Source organism: Actinomadura geliboluensis, from assembly GCF_005889745.1.
GTDB lineage: Bacteria > Actinomycetota > Actinomycetes > Streptosporangiales > Streptosporangiaceae > Spirillospora > Spirillospora geliboluensis.
Genome location: NZ_VCKZ01000256.1, coordinates 1 through 13,863, shown reverse-complemented (window position 1 = coordinate 13,863; position 13,863 = coordinate 1). Strand labels below are relative to the sequence as shown.

At 71.5% G+C, this 13,863-nt stretch carries 16 protein-coding genes; 7 read left to right on the top strand and 9 right to left on the bottom strand.

What is annotated here, in order from left to right:
- Positions 1 to 9 precede the first annotated feature (9 nt).
- Positions 10 to 204, bottom strand: a complete 195-nt coding sequence (locus ETD96_RS28940; protein WP_138639661.1) for a DUF397 domain-containing protein — start codon at positions 202 to 204, stop codon at positions 10 to 12.
- Positions 201 to 1,016: a helix-turn-helix domain-containing protein gene (locus ETD96_RS28935; protein WP_138639660.1), complete on the bottom strand. Its 816-nt coding sequence runs from the start codon at positions 1,014 to 1,016 to the stop codon at positions 201 to 203. The genes ETD96_RS28940 and ETD96_RS28935 overlap by 4 nt, the downstream gene beginning before the upstream one ends.
- Before the next feature lie 209 nt (positions 1,017 to 1,225).
- On the opposite strand from ETD96_RS28935, the gene ETD96_RS28930 reads away from it, so the two are divergent.
- Both ETD96_RS28930 and ETD96_RS28925 read left to right on the top strand, forming a co-directional pair.
- Positions 1,226 to 1,546 carry an ATP-binding protein gene (locus ETD96_RS28930; protein ID WP_138639659.1) on the top strand — a complete coding sequence of 107 codons (321 nt, stop codon included), beginning with the start codon at positions 1,226 to 1,228 and terminating at the stop codon, positions 1,544 to 1,546.
- A 41-nt stretch (positions 1,547 to 1,587) separates the two neighbouring features.
- On the top strand, positions 1,588 to 1,920 hold the full coding sequence (locus ETD96_RS28925; protein ID WP_138639658.1) for a hypothetical protein: 333 nt from the start codon (positions 1,588 to 1,590) through the stop codon (positions 1,918 to 1,920).
- A 360-nt stretch (positions 1,921 to 2,280) separates the two neighbouring features.
- Here ETD96_RS28925 and ETD96_RS28920 read toward each other — a convergent pair whose 3' ends face one another.
- On the bottom strand, positions 2,281 to 3,186 hold the full coding sequence (locus ETD96_RS28920) for a LysR substrate-binding domain-containing protein (protein WP_138639657.1): 906 nt from the start codon (positions 3,184 to 3,186) through the stop codon (positions 2,281 to 2,283).
- A 71-nt stretch (positions 3,187 to 3,257) separates the two neighbouring features.
- Between ETD96_RS28920 and ETD96_RS28915 the strand changes: the two genes are divergently transcribed.
- From ETD96_RS28915 to ETD96_RS28905, 3 genes are read left to right on the top strand one after another with little or no spacing between them, the layout of a single operon-like run.
- On the top strand, positions 3,258 to 4,469 hold the full coding sequence (locus ETD96_RS28915) for a thiolase family protein (RefSeq protein WP_138639656.1): 1,212 nt from the start codon (positions 3,258 to 3,260) through the stop codon (positions 4,467 to 4,469).
- Positions 4,466 to 5,161 (top strand): 3-oxoacid CoA-transferase subunit A, encoded by a 696-nt coding sequence (locus ETD96_RS28910; RefSeq protein WP_138639655.1) that lies wholly within the window; start codon positions 4,466 to 4,468, stop codon positions 5,159 to 5,161. Before ETD96_RS28915 ends, ETD96_RS28910 begins: the two co-directional genes overlap by 4 nt.
- A gap of 1 nt (position 5,162) precedes the next feature.
- Complete coding sequence (locus ETD96_RS28905) at positions 5,163 to 5,837, top strand: 3-oxoacid CoA-transferase subunit B (protein ID WP_138639654.1); 675 nt, start codon at positions 5,163 to 5,165, stop codon at positions 5,835 to 5,837.
- Here the strand turns inward: ETD96_RS28905 and ETD96_RS28900 are convergent.
- From ETD96_RS28900 to ETD96_RS28880, 5 genes are all read right to left on the bottom strand, one after another.
- Positions 5,818 to 7,086 carry an FAD-dependent oxidoreductase gene (locus tag ETD96_RS28900; RefSeq protein ID WP_171069283.1) on the bottom strand — a complete coding sequence of 423 codons (1,269 nt, stop codon included), beginning with the start codon at positions 7,084 to 7,086 and terminating at the stop codon, positions 5,818 to 5,820. The two genes, ETD96_RS28905 and ETD96_RS28900, sit on opposite strands and share 20 nt — an antisense overlap.
- Positions 7,087 to 7,145: 59 nt before the next feature.
- On the bottom strand, positions 7,146 to 7,775 hold the full coding sequence (locus ETD96_RS28895; RefSeq protein WP_138639653.1) for a maleylpyruvate isomerase family mycothiol-dependent enzyme: 630 nt from the start codon (positions 7,773 to 7,775) through the stop codon (positions 7,146 to 7,148).
- A complete protein-coding gene (locus ETD96_RS28890; RefSeq protein WP_138639652.1) occupies positions 7,775 to 8,605 on the bottom strand; it encodes a fumarylacetoacetate hydrolase family protein in 831 nt (276 codons plus the stop codon). The genes ETD96_RS28895 and ETD96_RS28890 overlap by 1 nt, the downstream gene beginning before the upstream one ends.
- A 16-nt stretch (positions 8,606 to 8,621) precedes the next feature.
- The gene (locus tag ETD96_RS28885; RefSeq protein ID WP_138639651.1) at positions 8,622 to 9,788 is read right to left on the bottom strand and encodes a cupin domain-containing protein; all 1,167 of its coding nucleotides are present in this window, start codon (positions 9,786 to 9,788) and stop codon (positions 8,622 to 8,624) included.
- A 278-nt stretch (positions 9,789 to 10,066) separates the two neighbouring features.
- On the bottom strand, positions 10,067 to 11,266 hold the full coding sequence (locus ETD96_RS28880; RefSeq protein WP_138639650.1) for an RNA-guided endonuclease InsQ/TnpB family protein: 1,200 nt from the start codon (positions 11,264 to 11,266) through the stop codon (positions 10,067 to 10,069).
- A 110-nt stretch (positions 11,267 to 11,376) separates the two neighbouring features.
- On the opposite strand from ETD96_RS28880, the gene ETD96_RS28875 reads away from it, so the two are divergent.
- Positions 11,377 to 12,222 (top strand): peptidoglycan-binding domain-containing protein, encoded by an 846-nt coding sequence (locus tag ETD96_RS28875; RefSeq protein ID WP_138639649.1) that lies wholly within the window; start codon positions 11,377 to 11,379, stop codon positions 12,220 to 12,222.
- Positions 12,223 to 12,295: 73 nt separating this feature from the next.
- The gene (locus tag ETD96_RS28870; protein WP_138639648.1) at positions 12,296 to 13,231 is read left to right on the top strand and encodes a peptidase inhibitor family I36 protein; all 936 of its coding nucleotides are present in this window, start codon (positions 12,296 to 12,298) and stop codon (positions 13,229 to 13,231) included.
- A 44-nt stretch (positions 13,232 to 13,275) separates the two neighbouring features.
- Here the strand turns inward: ETD96_RS28870 and ETD96_RS28865 are convergent.
- The coding region (locus ETD96_RS28865; protein ID WP_205719503.1) for an NBR1-Ig-like domain-containing protein at positions 13,276 to 13,863 on the bottom strand (588 nt) is incomplete at its 5' end.

Here is a 13,863-nt window from a genome sequence, read left to right as displayed (position 1 = left end):
GGATGGGGGTCAGCGGGACGCGTGTCGCTTGACCTGCTCGATCAGGTCGGCGAACTGCGCAACGGACAAGGTGAGGTGTCCCCCGTCCGGATCCTTGCTGTCCCGCACGCCGACCCCGACCCCCGGCGAAAGACGTCCCAGTTCAACGCAGTGCTCGTCGTCCGCTCCGCCGCTGTGGGTGCTCTTGCGCCAGTGCACGATCATTCGTAGCTCTCCAAGTACCGCTTGATGATCTCGCGCGAGTCCTCCAGGGAGGCCGCCTTCGCGCCGATACGATCGAACTTAACCGACAATTCGCGAACTTCGCCAGGCGCTTCGATCAAGCGGCCACCGTTCTGGGCACCCGAATAGGCGATGTCGCGGCTCTCCAGGCTGAGGATCTGGAGTGACCCGTCGACACCCAGGTGAGCGCCCGACTTGAACGGGATGATGCGTAGGCTGACTTGCGGCAGGTCGGCCATGGCGAGCAGGTGCTCCAGTTGAGCCTTCTGCACCTCCCGACTGCCCACCTCGCGGGCCAGCACGCTCTCATCGAGAGTGGCCCACATCTCGACGTCCGTCCCCCGGTCGAAGAAGGATTTTTTCCGAGCAACGCGTCGCTCCATCGCGGCCTCGAAGTCCTTCGGCGTTCCAGACTGGACGTAGGCCCAGGTGTATTCGTCGGTCTGGAGGGCGAGCGGGATGACCTGCCCATGGTAGGTCTTGATCAAGGTCGCCTCATGCTCGTACTTGACGAGCTGCTTTCCCCAGTTGGGGTCGTGTGCCATTCGGGCAAACCAGAGCAAGAGCTGAAATAGAAGACCGGTCCCAAAATGCCGGTCGAGCGCTCGAACATGGTCGTCCTGAAGGCGCCGCCTCCCCGCCTCAAAGTTGGATACAGTCCCCCGCGTCACCCCCATGATCTCCCCGCACTGGGTTAGCGATAGCCCCGCCTTCTCCCTCCAAAACCGCAGGTAGAAGGCCAGGAAGTACCACATTGAGATCTTGGGATCGAGTGGCTCGCGGACGATCGGCATGGCGTCCTCCTTGTATTCAACTTCGGCGACTACAGGCAAAACATAGAACGCTGCGCTGATCCTTGTCACAGGAAATCGGAATCTCGGGCAAGGACGGGACGATGGCGATGACGGCGACCGCAGAGCCGATCATGCCCCTTATGGGCACACCTTCCGCAGTGGGGCAAGCTCGCACATTCGCGGACACACAAATCCGCAAATGGGACTACTTGCACATTCTCGACAGCGCGCTTCTCATCGTCTCGGAACTGGTCACCAATGCGGCCCGGCAGACGCCGGACGAGGAGATCCGTCTCCAGCTCAGCCGGGACGCCTACGGGATCATCATCGCCGTCTGGGACGCCGACCACGAGCTGCCCGCGGCCAAGCCGGTGAAGGAACTCACCATCGACGACCTCGACCTGTCGGAGGAGGCGTTCGACGACAACGGCGGCTGGGGTCTGCACATCGTCCAGGCCATGTCCGCCAAGTGCGGCGTCACCGCCGACCCGGCCGGCGGCAAATGGGTCTGGTCGCGGATGCACCCGTAGCGGGCCTCGCGTCCGCGCTCATCCGCATCGGCAGTCCAGCCATGACCTCGACGGGAGGCAGCACGAAGATGGCCACCGACCACCTGACGGCCACGAGCGGTCGACGCTCGTTCCTCACCGCACTCGATCAGGCCGTGCGCGAGCGCGGCGGGATGTCGTGCGGCATCGTCGCGCGCAGCGGCACGCCCGTCCTGCACGTGATCAACGCCCAAGCGCCCCACACGTTCACCGAGATCGGCGCCGACTTCATCGCCGGCGCCTGGGTCTTCACCTGGGCCGGTACCGGCAAGTCCATCGGCGCGGCCGACGCCCCGGCCGCCGTCGCCGACACGATCGCACACGCGGTCGGAGCACACGCCGGAATCCGTCCGTGATGGACCCGCGCCGCGTGTGGTCCGAACTGGTCGCCGATGACCCGTGGCCGATCTCGGCCGGAGCTCGCGGGGCCTGGCGAGGAAGGAGACAGCGGCGTGCGACGCTGCGCTTTAGCCGTTGCCGGGTCATGTGGTCTTGTGAACCGCTCCGGACGGGTCGGGGTGGGATGGGGCGGTCAGCGGCGGGCGGCGCGGCGCCGGAGGGTGCGAAGGGCCAGCGGAACGGCCACCAGGGCCGCCGCCGCCACGGCGCATCCTCGGGGTCGGTCGTCGGTGCCTCAGTGAAGCCATCGGACCGGTCATCGGGCAAACACATGTTCGTCATGCCCGAGCATGAATGCCATGCATAACCCGAGGCGGTCAACTCGCCCCGTGCCGCGCGTCCCGGACGATCTGCTGGATGACGGTGACGGCGCGGGCCAGGTGCGGTTCCGTGCGGTCGGTGCGGTGGGCGATCGCGAGTTCGACGTCCACGGCGGGCCGCACCAGCGGGCGGAAGGTGACGCCGTCCAGGGCGAGGACGGTCACCGGCTCCGGGACGACGGCCGCGCCGAGACCGCCCGCGACGAGGGTGACCAGCGTGGACGTCTCCCCGACCTCGTGGCGGATCCGGGGCTCCACGCCCGCGTCGCGCAGAAGGCCGAGCACGACGTCGTACATCACCGAGCGGCGGTCGGCGGAGTGCACGATGAGGTCGGCGTCCGCCAGGTCGGCGACCTCGACCTGCCGCAGGGCGGCCAAGGGGTGGTCGTCGGGGAGGGCGACGACGAGCCGGTCCCGGCGCAGCGGCAGGACGGTGAGCGACAGATCCGCGATCGGGGGCCGCAGCAGCGCCACGTCGATCTCGCCGGCCCGCAGCGCCGCGGCCTGGTCGGGGACGAGCATCTCGCCGCGGAAGGAGAAGTCGACGCCGGGCAGCTCCCGGCGGAGGCCGCGGGACAGCGCGGGCAGCAGGCTGTAGGTCGCCGAGCCCACGCAGCCGAGCGCCAGGTGGCCGACCGCGCCCGCCGCGACCCGGCGGGCCTCGTGCGCGGCCTCGTCCACCTCGCCGAGGATCCGCCTCGCCCGCGCGAGGTAGCCCCGGCCCGCGTCGGTGAGGTCGACTTTGCGCGTCGTCCGGTGGAGCAGGTCGACGCCGAGTTCGCTCTCCAGCCTGCGGATCGCCTGCGACAGCGGCGGCTGGGCCATGTTGAGCCGCTCGGCGGCGCGCCCGAAGTGGAGTTCCTCGGCGACGGCGACGAAGTACCGCAGGTGACGAAGATCCATATGTGTGTCGTCTCAATCGGAGCGAATATTGATACTTCACTGTATCAAGCGAGGTCATTAGCCTCGATGGCATGAGCTCCTATCTCTACTCGGCCGTCCGGACGCCGTTCGGCCGGTTCAACGGCGCACTCGCGGGCGTCCGGCCGGACGACCTCGCGGCCGGCGTGCTCACCGCGCTGCTGGACCGGGCGCCCCGGCTGGACCCGGCCGCCGTCGGCGAGGTCGTCTGGGGCAACGCGAACGGCGCGGGCGAGGAGAACCGCAACGTCGGCCGGATGGCCGCGCTGCTCGCCGGGCTGCCGACCAGCGTGCCCGGCACGACCGTCAACCGGCTGTGCGGCTCCAGCCTCGACGCCGCGATGATCGCGTCCCGGACGATCGAGTCCGGCGACGCGGACGTGGTCGTCGCGGGCGGCGTCGAGTCGATGACCCGGGCGCCCTGGGTGCTGCCGAAGCCCGCGAAGGGCTTCCCGCCCGGCGACCTCACCGCGGTCTCGACCACGCTCGGCTGGCGGCTGGTGAACCCGCGCATGCCCAAGGAGTGGACGGTCTCGCTCGGCGAGGCGAACGAGGGGCTCCGCGAGCGGTACGGCGTCGGCCGGGAGCGGCAGGACGCGTTCGCGCTGCGCTCGCACCGGCTCGCGGCGGCGGCCTGGGACGAGGGCTTCTACGACGACCTGGTCGTCCCCGCCGGCGACCTGAAGCGGGACGAGGGCATCCGCGCCGACTCGACGCCGGAGAAGCTCGCCGGGCTCAAGCCGAGCTTCCGCGCCGACGGCACCATCACCGCGGGCAACGCCTCGCCGCTGAGCGACGGCGCCGCCGCCCTGCTGCTCGGCTCCGCCGGCGCCGCCGACCGGATCGGCCTCGACCCGCTCGCGCGCATCGCCGGGCGCGGCGCGTTCGCGCTCGACCCGCAGGACTTCGGCTACGCCCCGGTCGAGGCGGCGAACCGCGCCCTCGCGCGCGCCGGGATCGGCTGGGACCAGGTCGGCGCGGTCGAGTTGAACGAGGCGTTCGCCGTGCAGTCGCTGATCTGCATCGACGCCTGGGGCGTCGACCCGGAGATCGTCAACACGCGGGGCGGCGCGATCGCGATCGGCCACCCGCTGGGCGCCAGCGGCGCCCGCGTCCTCGGCACGCTCGCGAAGGTGCTCCGGGAGCGCCGCGAGCGCTGGGGCGTCGCCGCCATCTGCATCGGCGTCGGGCAGGGGCTCGCCGTCGTCCTGGAGAACACGGACACAGAAACCACGGGCACGGAGAACACGGAGGCCGGAGCGTGAGCCGGGCGGAGATCCTGGAGAGCGTCGACGAGGCCGTGCGCGGCATCGCGGACGGCAGCACCGTGCTCGTCGGCGGCTTCGGCTTCGCCGGCATGCCGTTCGACCTCATCGACGGGCTGATCCGGCAGGGCGCGACGGACCTCACCATCGTGTCCAACAACGCCGGCAACGGGGACGTCGGGCTCGCCGCGCTGCTCAAGGCGGGCCGCGTCCGCAAGGTGATCTGCTCGTTCCCCCGGCAGAGCGACTCCCACGTCTTCGACGAGCTGTACCGGGCCGGGCGGATCGACCTGGAGATCGTGCCGCAGGGCAACCTCGCCGAGCGGATGCGCGCGGCCGGCGCGGGCATCGGCGCCTTCTACTGCCCGACCGGCGTCGGCACCCCGCTCGCCGAGGGCAAGGAGACCCGGACGATCGACGGCCGCGAGTACGTCCTGGAGTACCCGATCAAGGGCGATGTGGCGCTGATCAGCGCGCACCGCGCCGACGGGATGGGCAACCTCGTCTACCGCAAGACCGCCCGCAACTTCGGCCCCGTCATGGCGACGGCCGCGACCACCACCATCGCGCAGGTGGGCGGCGTCGTCGCCACGGGCGAACTCGACCCGGAGGCGGTCGTCACCCCCGGCATCTACGTCGACCGCGTCGTGCGGGTCGAGGACCGGCACTACACCGTCCAGGGAGCGCGCTGACATGTCTTCCACCACGGCTTCCACCACGGGGGCCCTGTCCCCCGACGAGATGGCCGCGATCGTCGCCCGCGACATCCCGGCCGGCTCCTACGTCAACCTCGGCATCGGCCGCCCCACCAAGGTCGCCGACCACCTGCCCGCCGACTCCGGCATCGTGCTGCACACCGAGAACGGCATGCTTAACATGGGCCCCGCCGCGACCGGCGAGCAGATCGACCCCGACCTCACCAACGCCGGGAAGGTCCCGGTGACCGAGCTTCCCGGGGCGTCCTACTTCCACCACGCCGACTCGTTCGCCATGATGCGCGGCGGCCATCTCGACGTGTGCGTGCTCGGCGCGTTCCAGGTGTCGGCGACCGGCGACCTCGCGAACTGGCACACCGGCGCCCCGGACGCCATCCCGGCGGTCGGCGGCGCGATGGACCTCGCCATCGGCGCCAAGCAGGTGTTCGTGATGATGACGCTGTTCGACAAGCAGGGCCGGTCGAAGCTCGTGCCCGAGTGCACCTACCCGCTGACCGGCGTCGGCTGCGTCAGCCGCGTCTACACCGACGTCGCCGTCATCGACGTGGGCCCGGACGGGGCGGCGGTCCGCGAGACCTTCGGCATCACGCTCGACGAGCTGCGCGACCGCCTCCCCGTCCCCCTCAAGGAGGTCAGCCGGCCGGGCTCGTGAGCGCGCCCGCGTCCGCGTCCGCCGAGGCGAGCGGGATCGTCGTGAACATCGGCGGCTCGTCGGACGGGTCGAGCGCGGTCGGGCCGTAGAGCCAGTCCACGAACGCGTAGTCGCGGGTGTCGCGGTCGCGCAGCAGGACGTTCCGCTGCCGCCGCGGCGTCCCGTCGAGGTGCCACAGCTCGCCCCAGGCGCGCGACGTGGTCAGGACGCGGCGGCAGTGCTCGGGCCGGACGGCCTGGTAGGCGGCGAGGACGGCGGGCCAGTCCACCGTCCCGTCCGCGGCGAGGTGCCGGGCGACGTGCTCGCCGAGCACCCAGCCGTCCTCGATCGCCATGATGGCGCCCTGGGCGATGTACTGGAGCGGCGGGTGGGCGGCGTCGCCGAGCAGCGCGATGTTGCCGTCCACCCAGGTCATGATGGGGTCGCGGTCGTACATCCGCCACCACTTGTCGCGCCACATGTGGGGCAGGCCCTCGCGGACGAAGTCGCACGTCCGCGCGAAGGCCGCGTCCAGCTCGTCCGGGGTGCCCCAGTCCTCCTCGCCGGCGCGGGCCTTGGGCGACTCGAAGACGGCGACCTGGTTGAGCAGCTCGCCGCCGCGCAGCCCGTAGTGGACGAAGTGGCAGCCCGGCCCGACGTAGACGACGACCTCGCTGAGGTCGACGTCCGCCGCCCGGCCGTGCGAGGTCGGCACCGTGCCGCGGTAGGCGACGTACGCGGAGGAGACCGGCTCGTCGTCCGACAGCAGCTTGCGCGCCACCGAGTGCAGCCCGTCCGCCGCGATGACGACCCGCGCCTCCTCGACACGGCCGTCCGCCAAGGTCACGCGGGCGCCGCCGCCGGTGTTGGCGTAGCCGACGACCTGCTGCGAGGTGCGCAGGTCGACGCCGGCGCGCTCGCAGGCGCGCAGCAGCATGGCGTGCAGGTCGCTGCGGTGGATGACCAGGTACGGGAAGCCGTAGCGGCGTTCCAGGTCGCGCAGGTCGAGGCGGGTCAGCTCCGCGCCGTCGACCGCGTCCCGCATGATCATCGCGTCCGGGACGACGCCGAGGGCCTTCGCCTCGTCCAGCAGTCCGTAGTCGTCGAGGATGCGGGTGCAGTTGGGGGCGAGCTGGATGCCGGCGCCGACCTCGCCGAAGTCGGCGGCCCGCTCCAGCAGCCGGACCGCGAGGCCCCGGCGGGCCAGCGCGTACGCGGCGCCCAGCCCGCCGATCCCGCCGCCGACGACGAGCACATCAGGGTTGGTCATGATCTCTTCCTTCTCGGACGCGTGTCGCGGGCCGTCGGGCGGGCGCATCGCGCGGCGTGTCAGAGCCAGGGGCCGAGCGGCGGCGCTCCGGTGAGGGCGTGCGGCCGTCCGGCGAGCCAGGCGGCCACCTCGGGCGGCGGTCCGGCCGGCAGGGCGGCGGCGTCGAGCCCCCGCTTGGCGGTGATGTCGGTGATGAGGGCTTGCAGGAAGTCGTCCGGCAGGTCGGCGAAGGCGACGCCGCGGTCCAGGTCGACGGCGTGGACCATGACCTCCCGGGACCGCATCCACGGGACCTCGGTCGCGGCCACGGTGCGGCCCTGCGCCGTGACCACCTCGGACTGCCACTGGCCTTCGGTCAGCTCGTCCATCGACGCCTGTAGCGTCGCGGCGGACCGGGCCAGCCACTCGCCCAGCTCCGGTCCGCTCATCCGGCTGCCGCGCTCGATCCCGGCCGCGCGCGCCTCCGGCGAGGCGTACATGGGGGTCTCCTCGCCCGTGGCCGCCCAGTGCACCAGGTTGCCGAGCGCCTCGGCGTTCGCGGCGACGTGCGCGACCAGGTGCTTGCGGGTCCAGCCGGGCAGAAGGCTCGCCGCGTCATACTCCGCCTCGGTCAGCCCGGCGGCGGCGCCCAGGAACAGCGCCGTACCCTCCCGCGCCCAGCGGCGGGCGTCGGCGAACGAGCGCGCCATCAGGCGTCCTTGACGACGCGGTTGGTGCAGGCGCCGAGCCCGTCGATCTCGGTCACGACCGTCTCGCCGCCGGTCAGGTAGACCTTCGGGTCGCGGGCGTGCCCGACCCCGGCCGGGGTGCCGGTGGCGATCAGGTCGCCCGGGCGCAGCCGCACGATCGTCGAGACGTACTTGACCAGGAAGACCGGGTCGAACAGCAGCGTGCCGGTGTCGTCGGACTGCATCTCCCGGCCGTCCACCAGCGTCCGCACCCGCAGCGCCGGGCGGACGCCGCCGACCTCGTCCGGCGTGACCAGGTAGGGGCCGACCGGAGTGGAGGAGTCCCAGATCTTGCCCTGCGTCCACTCGATCGTGCGGAACTGCCAGTCCCGCACCGAGACGTCGTTCATGACCGTGAACCCGGCGATCGCCGCCTCCGCCTGAGCGTCGTCGGCGCGGCGAACCTCCTGCCCGATGACGACGGCCAGCTCCACCTCCCAGTCGAGCGCGTCGGTCTCACCGGGCTTGACGATGTCGTCGTTGGCCCCGATCAGGCTGTCGGCGAACTTCGGGAACAGCGTCGGATACGACGGAAGCTCCCGCCCCATCTCCTTGATGTGGTTGGAGTAGTTGTGACCGACACAGATCACCTTCGACGGACCCGGCACGACCGGCGCGAAGTCCGCGCCCTCGGCGTCGTACACGGTGCCGGAGGCGGCGGCTGCCTTCGCCCGCCAGTCCGGCTCGGCCAGCAGCGCGCCGAGGTCGGGGTAGCCGAGGTCGACGAGCGCGCCCCCGTCGAGGCGGACGGCGCGGGTGCCGCCGGAAGTGCGGATCGTGGAGAGCTTCATCAGATGTCCTTGGCGGTCACAGGTCGCGGGCGGTTCGGTCGAGCTTGAGCGCCTCGAAGACGGGCGCGTCGGAGAAGCGGAACAGGTCGAGGGCCCCGGAGTCGGAGTCGGACGCGCCGGCCTCCGACGCCACGGAGAACGGCTCCCACGACGGGACGACGAACAGGTCCCCGCGCGTCACGGACCACGTCCGGTCGCCGACCGTGACCGTGCCGGAGCCGTCGAAGACCTGGTAGACGCTGGAGCCGGTCTCGCGGACCGGGGCCGTCTCCGCGCCCCGCGCCACCCGGTGGAACTCGGCGCGCAGGGTCGGCAGGACGTCGGTGCCGTCGACGGGGTTGCTGAAGCGCACGGCGGCGTGGCCGGGCTCCACCGTCCCCGCGTACCCCTCCTTCTCCAGCGCGAGCTGGTCGGCGAGCGCGCGGTCGGTGAACTCCCACTTGTAGGAGAGCAGCGGCGAGCCGGGCGTGGTGTGGGCGACGCCGACGGGCCGCAGCCCGGGGTGGCCCCACAGGCGCTCGGCGCGGGAGCGGTCGGGCGTGGTGCGCTCCGCGTCGGAGATCTCGTCCCGGCCGAACTCGAAGAACTGCGCGTCGGCGGCGTACTGGAACGGGATGTCGAGCCCGTCGATCCAGGCCATCGGCCGGTCGGTCGCGTTGTGGTGGGCGTGCCAGTTCCAGCCGGCCTGCGGGAGGAAGTCGCCGCGGTTCATCGGCACCGGGTCGCCGCCGACGACCGTCCACACGCCGGAGCCCTCGACGACGAAGCGGAACGCGTGCTGGGTGTGCCGGTGCTCGGGCGCGTCCTCGCCCGGCATCAGGTACTGGATCGCCGCCCAGAGGGTCGGCGCGGCGAACGGGCGGCCGCCGAGCCCCGGGTTGGCGAGCGCGATCGCGCGGCGCTCCCCGCCCCGCCCCACCGGGACGATCTGGCCGGCCTGCTCGGCGAGCCGGACCAGCCGCTCCCACTTCCACACGTGCGGGACGGCCCGGGAGCGCGGATGCGCCGGCATCAGGTCGCCGATCTCGGTCCACAGCGGTACGAGCAGCTCGGCCTCGAAGCCGCGGTAGAGGTCTTCGAGCTCCGGGGTGGCGTCCGGCTGCCCGGGCGCGTCCACCGCACGCAACCGGACGGGCGAGTCCGCCGGGGTGGCGGCGACGGATTCGGCAGGAGTGCTGGTCATACCGGCAATCGTGCGGCCCGCCCGCTGTAAGGAAAAGGAAATTCTGGCTGACAGAACTCCGAACGGACCGGGTCGTTCGCGACCCGTCAGGACGCCGCACCGCGTGTCAGATCGCGCGTACGCCTGTACGGAAGTGTCCGGCGAACAACCTGACAACAACGATCTTCTTGTGAACGCCCCGGGCGATCCGTGACGTTGGTTCCGCTCCCAGCATCCGCAACCAGGAGACCAGTTGACGTCCTCCCCCGCTTGAAGGCGGGGGATTCCAACCCCCGTCACTATACGAAAAGGAGAGTGGGTTGAGGTTCGCGGTTCACCGGCCGGGCCACCGCCCCGCCTCCCCGCGCGGCCACCGTGCGTCCCACGGCGGTGTCTTTGATGTTGCGGGCGGCGTTGACGTCGGCGTTGGCCCGGTGCCCGCAGGCCACGCATCGGAACACCGCTTGGCTCTCGCGGTTGTCCCGGGCGCGGTGCCCGCACGCGTTGCAGGTCTGCGACGTGTACGCCGGGTCGACCTTGACGACCCGCCCTGGCGCCTTGTGCTCCAGCCGGGTGACCAATTGTCCCCACCCGTTGGCCAGGATGCCCCGGTTGAGCCCGGCCTTGGCCCGAACCCCTGTGCCGGGTGCCTCGACGGTGCCGCGCGCCGACCGGGTCATGGCGGCGATGTCCAGGTCCTCGACGGCGATGACGTCGAACCGGCGCGCCAGATCCGTCGAGGTCTTCTCCACCCAGTCCCTGCGGCGGTCGGCCTCACGCGCTTTCAACCGGGCGATGGCGGTTTTGACGCGGGCACGCCGGTTCGACCCCGCCTTCGCGCGGGCCAGGCGCCGCAGCAACCGCTTCAACCGCCCGGCCTCACCCGGCGTCAGACCCGGCACGCTGCTGGTCTCGCCCGTGGACAGCGCAGCCGACACCGCCACACCCCGGTCCACACCGACCGCCGCACCGTTACCGGGCGCGGGGACGGGGTCAGGGACGGCGGCGAACGCGACATGCCAGCGCCCGGCGCGGTCGCGGGTCACCCGGAACGACTTCACTCCCGGTGGGACCTGGCGGGACCAGCGGAACCGCACCCACCCCACCTTCGGCACCCGCACCTCGCCGGTACGGCGGGACGACCGCCGCACATCCCAGGCGTGCCCGCGGGCCCCGACGATCCGGAACCCCTCATGCATGCCCGCCTTGCGCCACGTCGGACGCCGGTGCGTGCCCGCGAAGAAGTTCGCCATCGCCTGCGCGAAGTCCCGAAGCGCCTGCTGCTGCACCGTCTGCGACCCCGCCGCCAGCCACCCGAACGCAGCCCGCGCCTCGGTCAACTGCCGGGCCTGCGCGACATACCCCGGAGCCGGACCCCGCCGTGGCGTCCACCAGGAGTGCTGCTCCACAGCCAGGTTCCAGACGTACCGGGCGTGCGAGCAATGCTCCAGCAGCCCCGCCTCCTGAGCAGGGGTCGGACACAACCGGTACCGAGACACGCCCGCACCATACCGACCGCCACCGACACAACCCGGAGAGTCACCGTGCCGCAGCATCCCACGTCCCCTCCCCACCCCGAAGGACGGGTCTCCACGCTGGCAGGTATCCAATGAAGTTGTCTTCGTACACCGCCGCCTTTCTGACGGCCGCGCTGCTCACCTCCATGACCGTGTCGGAGACGTCGGCGGCGGAGCCAGCCGGCGCTGCGGCCGAGCTGCCGAGCGTGAACATGGAGGCGACGGTCAAGGCGGCGCAGATCGACCCGCGGCGGGCCGACGACACGCTGACGCCGGGCGCCAAGGCGAGCGTCCTCCTCGTCGAGCGGGCCCTGCGGGACCGGAACCTGCTCGACGCGCAGTGGGTGGACGGCTACTTCGGCACCACGACCGTCGCCGCCTACGCCAAGTACCAGAAGTCGCTCGGCTACACCGGTCTCGACGCCAACGGGCTGCCCGGCAAGACGTCCCTCGCCAAGCTCGGCGACGGCCGCTTCACGGTCACCCGGACCCTCGCGCCCGGCGCCCGGGTGTCGTTCGGCGGCGCCGTCGTCAACGCCCGGACGCGGGACATGCTGGCCGAGGCGGAGCGGCTGCTCGGCCGCAAGCTCGTCCTGGACCAGGGCTCCTACAACCCCGGCGGCGACCCCACCTCCGCCGGCACCCACGACGGCGGCGGCGTCGTGGACGTCTCGGTGCAGGGCATGAGCGCCGCCACCCGCACCTCGGTCGCCCGCGCGCTGCGCCGCGTCGGGTTCGCGGCCTGGGTGCGCAGCCCGCAGCAGGGCGACTGGCCGTGGCACATCCACGCCGCCGCCATCAGCGACACCGACCTGTCCGCCCAGGCCCAGCACCAGACCGGTGACTACTACCTCGGCCTCAACGGGCTCGCGAACCGCGGCCCGGACGACGGGCCGCAGGTGACCATCCGTACCTGGGAGGAGTACCGGCGCAGCTGACCTTCTTCAATCCCGGCAACGCGAACGGCAATCCCGGCAACGCGAACAGCAGGCGAAACGAAAGGGAAAGGTTATGAACACGCTGAACAAGATCCTCACGCTGACGACCGCCGCCGTGGCGGTCGGCGGCACGGCGGCCGCGCTCGCGGCGCCCGCCTCGGCCGCGGCGCGCAACGGCGTCTGCGAAAGCGGCGAGTTCTGCTACTACTACAACAGCAACAACGCCGGATCGGTCTCGGACTTCACCGGATCGGTCGCCGACTACGGCACGACCCAGCCGTCCTGCTACGACTTCAAGGGAGCGGGCAACGGCAAGGGGCAGTGCATCAAGAACCAGGCCGCCTCGGTCTGGAACCGCAGCACCAAGACCGTCCGCGTCTACTACAACAGCAACTACGGCGGCACCTACCAGGACTTCAAGGCCGGCGCCAAGGGCAACCTCAACTCCAGCCTGAAGAACCAGAACGCGTCGCACAAGTTCCTGAGCTCCACACCGCCGCCGACCGGGTGCAAGACCGACGGCACGGACAGCAAGCTGCCCACGACGATCCTGGTGTACCGGGTCTCGCTCAACCGGGTGGACCGGGTCTCGTTCAAGACCTACGTCAAGAACGTCCTGCCCAACGAGTGGGTGCTGAGCTGGCCGCAGGAGTCCCTGAAGGCGGGGGCGATGGCCGTCAAGAGCTACGGCTGGTACTGGGCGCTGCACTCGACCCGCAAGACGTCGGGCGGCCAGTGCTTCGACGTCTACGACACCACGTCGAGCCAGGTGTACAAGCCGGGGTCCGCGACGGCGGCGACGAGCGCCGCGGTGGACGCGACGTGGGGCACCAAGATGACCCGTAGCGGGAAGATCCTCCAGGCCCACTACTGCTCCACGACGACGGCGTGCGGCGGCTGGGTCACCGGGGACTGGATGTCGCAGTACGGCTCGCGCGACAAGGCCAACGCGGGCTGGGGCTACGCCCGGATCCTGAAGGCCTACTACAGCGGGATCGCCCTCTCCTGAATCCCGTGAACGGTCCCGAACCGGTTCCCCGCCGCGGCGGGGAACTACCGTCCCTCGACGATGATCTGGAAGTTGACCGGCCGGCTGCCGGGGAAGGCGACCTTCCCCGAGGCGTCCACCATCTTGAACCGCACGTAGCACAGGCCCGGCTTGCGCGGTGTGGTGATGTCGGCCCGGATGTCGACCATCGCGCCGGGCCGGGTGTCCTTGATGGGCACGTCGGAGATGGTCTGGCACTGGTCGGCCTGCTGCGGGAGGTCGAGGCGCCGCAGCGAGTACCCCTCCCACGCCACCTTCCCGGCGTTCTTGAACCGCCACACCTTCGCGACGGTCCGGCCGGTGCCGACGCGTGTGCAGTCGGGCAGCGTGATGTCGGCGATGAACACGGCCAGGTCGCCCTTGTGGACGGGCGGGGCCGCCGGCGGGTTGGTCGGGTGCACCGGGCAGTCGGCCGGGGACAGCGCCGCCTTCGACGCGCCGACGGCGGGCTTCAGCCCGTCCCCGCCCGGCCGGGAGCCGCCGCCCGGGTCGACGGCGACCACGACGACGACCACGGTCCCGAGGCCGACCACCACCGCCGCCAGCGTGATCGCCACCGGGCGGGTCAGCCGGAACCGGCCCCGGTGCGCGGG

Bases quoted from the DNA above. Each gene is read 5' to 3' on its own strand.
- ETD96_RS28940 (WP_138639661.1), bottom strand. From the start codon at position 204: ATGATCGTGCACTGGCGCAAGAGCACCCACAGCGGCGGAGCGGACGAC.
- ETD96_RS28935 (WP_138639660.1), bottom strand. From the start codon at position 1,016: ATGCCGATCGTCCGCGAGCCACTCGATCCCAAGATCTCAATGTGGTAC.
- ETD96_RS28925 (WP_138639658.1), top strand. From the start codon at position 1,588: ATGACCTCGACGGGAGGCAGCACGAAGATGGCCACCGACCACCTGACG.
- ETD96_RS28920 (WP_138639657.1), bottom strand. From the start codon at position 3,186: ATGGATCTTCGTCACCTGCGGTACTTCGTCGCCGTCGCCGAGGAACTC.
- ETD96_RS28915 (WP_138639656.1), top strand. From the start codon at position 3,258: ATGAGCTCCTATCTCTACTCGGCCGTCCGGACGCCGTTCGGCCGGTTC.
- ETD96_RS28905 (WP_138639654.1), top strand. From the start codon at position 5,163: ATGTCTTCCACCACGGCTTCCACCACGGGGGCCCTGTCCCCCGACGAG.
- ETD96_RS28900 (WP_171069283.1), bottom strand. From the start codon at position 7,086: ATGACCAACCCTGATGTGCTCGTCGTCGGCGGCGGGATCGGCGGGCTG.
- ETD96_RS28895 (WP_138639653.1), bottom strand. From the start codon at position 7,775: ATGGCGCGCTCGTTCGCCGACGCCCGCCGCTGGGCGCGGGAGGGTACG.
- ETD96_RS28890 (WP_138639652.1), bottom strand. From the start codon at position 8,605: ATGAAGCTCTCCACGATCCGCACTTCCGGCGGCACCCGCGCCGTCCGC.
- ETD96_RS28885 (WP_138639651.1), bottom strand. From the start codon at position 9,788: ATGACCAGCACTCCTGCCGAATCCGTCGCCGCCACCCCGGCGGACTCG.
- ETD96_RS28875 (WP_138639649.1), top strand. From the start codon at position 11,377: ATGAAGTTGTCTTCGTACACCGCCGCCTTTCTGACGGCCGCGCTGCTC.
- ETD96_RS28870 (WP_138639648.1), top strand. From the start codon at position 12,296: ATGAACACGCTGAACAAGATCCTCACGCTGACGACCGCCGCCGTGGCG.